The organism is Salinimicrobium oceani (assembly GCF_012037645.1).
This window is the reverse complement of record NZ_JAAVJR010000057.1, coordinates 489-912: the sequence shown is the minus strand read 5'-3', so window position 1 is coordinate 912 and position 424 is coordinate 489. Positions and strand designations below refer to the sequence as shown.

Annotated in this window: 1 protein-coding gene; it reads right to left on the bottom strand. The window is 42.9% G+C overall.

What is annotated here, in order from left to right:
- A partial coding sequence (locus tag HC175_RS15340) for a DUF4296 domain-containing protein (protein ID WP_209310007.1) occupies positions 1-365 on the bottom strand: 365 nt, incomplete at its 3' end.
- Positions 366-424: the final 59 nt, after the last annotated feature.

Below are 424 nucleotides of genomic sequence, written 5' to 3'. Positions count from 1 at the left end.
AGACTATCCTGCTGCAGGGTATCAACCGGAAGGTCCAGAGAATCCTTATTTAAATTCCTTAAAGAATCCCTTTCCTTCTCCTCGATCTCCCGGAGAGAATCATATTTTTTCATCAGCAGTTCCAACCTTTGCTTCACTTCCTCATAGATATAGCCGTACTCCCGGTAATTTTGGGCATAGTAGTTATTACTTTGCACTAACTGAGCACTGTCTATCCCATACTTTTGCATAAGGTAAGGATAAGGCGCAATACCTTTTTCTTCCAACATATTCTTATTGTAGCTGCGGGCCCCGTGAAGCAGGGAAAGCTCGGTTAGCACTTCTACCATTTTACCCCGGGGAATAAGATTTTCGGGCTTTTCCATTCTTTCCACATCCTGGCAGGAACTGAGGATCAAAACAAGAATTATTACCCAACTTAGCT